The organism is Spirochaetota bacterium (assembly GCA_025061835.1).
GTDB lineage: Bacteria > Spirochaetota > Brevinematia > DTOW01 > DTOW01 > SKYB106.
The window spans coordinates 1-722 of sequence record JANXAC010000050.1; the positions used below are offsets into that span (position 1 = coordinate 1).

At 37.0% G+C, this 722-nt stretch carries 1 protein-coding gene; it reads left to right on the plus strand.

Annotated features, from left to right (window positions below):
• The coding region (locus tag NZ579_08205; protein ID MCS7299918.1) for a lamin tail domain-containing protein at positions 1–722 on the plus strand (722 nt) is incomplete at both ends.

A 722-nucleotide genomic window follows, 5' to 3' on the forward strand; every position in this document is an offset into this window, starting at 1 on the left:
AACAATCTTGGGACGCCTGGTGCTTCAAACTCTGTGTGGTTTGTTTATGCTACTATAACTTTGGTTCAGCCTGTTGATAATGCTTCCATAAACAAGAGTAACACTAATGTAGTGTTTAGTTGGAGTGTTTCTGGAGGAAGTGGTTATAGTTCTTACATATTTAGGATAACATCAAATGATGTTGTGATATACTCTACGAATACTAGTATAAATTCTAATGTAGTTGATGTATCTGGGCTAGAGGCTTGGAATGGCTATAAGTGGTTTGTATTAGGAGTGAGTGGTAGTGTTACGAATTCATCTGCGACTAATGGATTTGAGATAGTTACTACTGGTGGAGGAAGTGGTAGTTATAGTCCTTTGGACTTGGTGATAACTGAGATTAACTGGGGAGGGTCATATTCAAATAATAATACTAATGCTGCTATTGCTGATGGAGAATTTGTAGAGATAATGAATAACACATCAAGTCCGATAAACTTGGCAGGATTTCAATTGAGGTATGATGGTGGAGGTAGTTTTACGAACAAGAGGGTTACATTACCTAGTATAGTTCTCAATCCTGGTGAGTTTTTAGTTGCGTTTATAACGAATAGTTCTCACAATCCTTATGCGTTAGTGTTGAATACCAACACTTATAAGACATTTTTGTGGAGTGGGATAAACTACATAGGTAATAGTGGATTTAGGGTAGCGATAATAGACCCGAGTAGTAATGAGAT